Consider the following 3699-nt stretch of genomic DNA (forward strand, 5'->3'; position numbering starts at 1 on the left):
GTCCAGCGTCCAGGTGTCGGCCTTGATCCGGTCCAGGTTGATGTTGCCCAGAAAGATCGAGTCCAGTGCGAGGAAGCCGTTGAGGATCAGCTGGCGGGTGTCGTAACGTGAATAGGTCAACCCGGTTTCGAGGCTGAACTTGCCGCCGCCGAAGAATCCGCTGGCCTCGTCATACAGGTTGGAAACACTCTGTGCCGGTTGAGAGTCATCGGCCAGCGATTGTCCATAGGAACTGCCGCTGCCCGCGGCGCCGCCTGAAGCCGCGGCCGCTCCCGTCCTGGTGGCCACTTGCGGGTTGCCTTTCATGTCGGCTGGCGACTTGGCCAGGCGTTTAGGCGGCGGCGCCGCCGGTTGCTCCTCCACTTGGCGGACTCGTTGTTCGAGTACTGCCAGGGCTTTTTGTTGTACTTCGTATCGTTGTTTGAGCTCCATGAGCTCCTGTTTCAAAGCCGCCACGTCCGCATCGGGCGCTGCTTGCAGCAGCGCCGACGGGAACAAAGTGCTCAGACAAACGACCGCGCGCAGTGGTACTGACCGATACATGATTAGCCATCCCCCATGAAGCCCAATGATCGAACATCAGCGTAGTTCAATATCCCAGGTTGCGTAGTGCGTTGAGTTGACTCAGATTGCAGTTGACTGCTCCGGCATTTCGGCCATTGTTATTTAGCACCACGTTAAGATGCGTCAGGTTATTGACCCTGTTGTTGTTGCCCAGAAGCCGGGTGTTCTGCACCAGACCACCCTGAGCCACCTGTTGCATGGCCGTGCCTTGGTTGTTGCTGGCCTGGATAGCCATTTGCACGCCACCCCCGGTGGCTGACACCGCGACGCTACCGGCGGCATTGTTGTCGGTAATGGTTTGCCCGCTCGTCAGCACCTGCCCTTGGACGGGATTCGGCGCCGGCGCCTGGTTGGCCTCCTGGACGTTGAGGGCGACATTGTTGTATGCGGTATTGCCGTCACCGGCGGCGCGCACAGTTTGAGTGACACCCTGGGCGGTGGTCAGTCCTGCGCCACCGATCACATTCCCGGTGCCTAACGGCGGCGTACTGCCGTTACCGGTTTCTTTAATGGTCGATACGTAAAACTGGGGTTTTACGGTAGAGGCCTGGATCTGCATCAACGTCGTTGCGCCAATCAGGTCGGGACCCACGATAGCGAAGACAATGCCGTTCCAGCCTTTGACAAAGTCATCATGGGAATAGCGTTTGTGCCCAAGCACCGGGTCGCCGATATAGACCCAGTTCTTGTCCGCCCGCTGCATCACCACGAAATGCTTGTAGCCGCGAATTTCCATCAGCACCACCACCGGAATGGTCACCGCTTCGAGTTTCTCGGGCGGTATCCGGTAGCCACGCGCGCGCATGCCGATTGCTTCGATGTAGCGCTTCATGTCCAGCATGGAGAAACCTTGAGTACGGACAAGGTTCTGATCAGCATTGATCAGCATGCCTTTGATGATGTGTTCCTCATCGACATCGAGCCAGTAAGCCTGGCGTAGCACCGTAGCCAGTGCGGCAGCGCCGCAGCTGAAGTCGGTTTTTTGTTCGACGATGTCGCTGAACTTGCGCTCACGCACGCTTTGCACCTGCTTGTAAACCAGCATGCCGCCCGGTAAGGCGGCCACCGGCATCTGCGCCRCCTGAGTCAGGCCGCACAGGCACAGCAGGGCGAAACAAGCTGTCGTACGCATGATCGATACGCCTTTGGTGAACCGTGGAAAGAAAGCCCCGTTGCCGGGGCTTTCATTTCGATCGCGATTACATGCAGGCTCTGCAGCCGGCAGCAATGGACAGAGAGTTGCTTTGTTGGTTGCCCACACCCGCCGACACGTTGGCACCGCCGTTGCCGGAGAAGCTGTTCATCGAGTTGGTCATGGAGGCGTTGTTCACAACCGGGTTTTTCCAGCCGTCTGGAGTCAGCACTTGATGGGTGGTGACGCCAGCCAGATCGAAGGTGCCCACGGCGCTGAATTTGAACTTGTCATCGCCTCTGTGACCCCAGCCACTGTCGTCGATCGTCCCGGTGCCTTTGGCCTTGAAGGTGCCCGAGGACGTGGTGGTATCGGTGAGGGTGGTGGTGACGTGGGTCCGGTCAGCCTTGTTGTCGACATCCAGGCCGGTGGTGGATTGGTAAGCGTCAGCCGAGGCTGTTGCTACCCGGCCGCCAGACACGGCAATCGCCAGGTTGTTTTTCTGTTGGTTGAAGTTGCCGGCAGTCACGTTGATGCCAATGTTGCCGGAGCCGTTGTTGCCAGCATTGTTGAGCGTGGCGTTATTTTGGGTAGAGCGGTTTTTGACGTAGTTGTCGGTGTTGTACTGATAGGCGTTGGACGTTGCAGTGGCAGAACCGAAGATGAAACTTTCATCGGCGGTCGCCAGCGCGGCGGCGTTGTCTTGTTGGTTGCCGTCACCGCCAGCCACGTTGGCGCCCATGTTGCCATTGGAACCGTTGAGTGAGTTGTCGGCATTGGCAGTGTTTTTGGTGCCCTGGTTAAGTACCGAGTTGCCGCTGCTGTCCTGTGTGTCCCCTACATAGGCGTTGGCGGCTGAGTCGATTGACAGCTGTTGTTCCCAGGTGGGGCCTTTGGGGCCGTGATGATGGTGGTGACCACGATCGTTGTCGCTGGCCTGTGCGGCCATCGCCATGACGGATGCCAAGGCGAAGACCAGAGGCTTGAGAGCCATTGTGGGTTTCATGGTGATTCTCCGTGCTTATTAGTTGGTTAAGTGTTGGTTACTTTCTAATCGCACTGCGTTCGGGTCAGTCAGCGACCCGTATGCTCAGGGTGTTAGCCATTCGGTTCCCCACCCCGGCACTCTGGTTCACCTGAATCACTCCTCGGCTGCCGGTGAAGGCCTGGTCGCTTGTCACGACCTGGCGACTGCCTTTTGAAGCGTCAGTTGCCCCTGAGCTTGGTAACAACGCCACGTTCTGTTGAGAAAGGGCGCTATCGTCGACGCTTTGCGGCGCAGCACTGATGCTGATGCGCATTACGTTGGCCATCTGGTTGTTGGCCCCGGCGCCCTGGTTGACACCCAGTGCACCGTTGCCTTGACTGAAAGAGTTGCCGCCGATGGTGGCCGTCGCGTTCATCGACGGGTTGGCGGGCGTGTCGAGTTTCTGGATGACGCGGGTGGTCGCCGAGGCATCAGTGGTGCCGATGGCGATGGCGCGGGTATTGGCCTGTTGCTGTTGATCGCCGGAGGCCTGGTTGACGTTGAAGTTGCCGTTGTACCGGGCGCCGGAATCCAGAATGTTGGCGGTGTTGACCACCGGAACGCTGGAGTCGGCCATGGCGCCTGGGCTCACACTGGCACCGATGACCAGGGCGAGAAGGATCAGGGAGCGGCTCATGTCATTGACCTCCCGCCAATCTGCCCAACGGCGCGAGGCCGGAACTCATGGCATGGTTGATCGTTCCCGAAATCGCGCCACCGCTACCGCCGCCGTGACCGGCACTCATGCCGGGCATGCCATTGGGATTGGTCACGACATTGAGGCTGCCGGGTATGTTGCCGTTCTGGTTGATGCTGTTGCTGATGGACGAACCGCTGGCCACGCTGGCGAACTCACCATCGCTCAGTTCGGTGCTGTTGAGTGTCGAGGTGACACGATCCGAAGGGTTGGCGTTGACAGTGATCGGGTAGGGGTCTTTCTGGAATGGCGGTCTGCCGATGGTGTGGGGCTGTACAT

Annotated in this window: 4 protein-coding genes and 2 pseudogenes; all 6 read right to left on the reverse strand. The window is 59.0% G+C overall.

Annotation, left to right across the window (positions count from 1 at the left end):
• Window positions 1-543, reverse strand: a 543-nt coding sequence (locus tag AC1DLB_RS26560) for a coiled-coil domain-containing protein (RefSeq protein ID WP_477785963.1), incomplete at its 3' end; no start/stop codon positions are given.
• Window positions 544-589: 46 nt separating this feature from the next.
• Window positions 590-1147 (reverse strand): annotated as a pseudogene (locus tag AC1DLB_RS26565) (hypothetical protein); the annotation flags it as partial.
• Window positions 1148-1696, reverse strand: a pseudogene (locus AC1DLB_RS26570) (C39 family peptidase); the annotation flags it as partial.
• A gap of 67 nt (window positions 1697-1763) precedes the next feature.
• Window positions 1764-2702: a heme utilization protein gene (locus tag AC1DLB_RS26575; RefSeq protein WP_086946101.1), complete on the reverse strand. Its 939-nt coding sequence runs from the start codon at window positions 2700-2702 to the stop codon at window positions 1764-1766.
• A 64-nt stretch (window positions 2703-2766) separates the two neighbouring features.
• On the reverse strand, window positions 2767-3360 hold the full coding sequence (locus tag AC1DLB_RS26580; RefSeq protein WP_477743031.1) for an adhesin: 594 nt from the start codon (window positions 3358-3360) through the stop codon (window positions 2767-2769).
• Window position 3361: 1 nt separating this feature from the next.
• Window positions 3362-3699: hypothetical protein (locus tag AC1DLB_RS26585; protein WP_477785964.1), on the reverse strand; the 338-nt coding region annotated here is incomplete at its 5' end.

The sequence above is a fragment of the Pseudomonas sp. 05N434 genome (genome assembly GCF_056396965.1).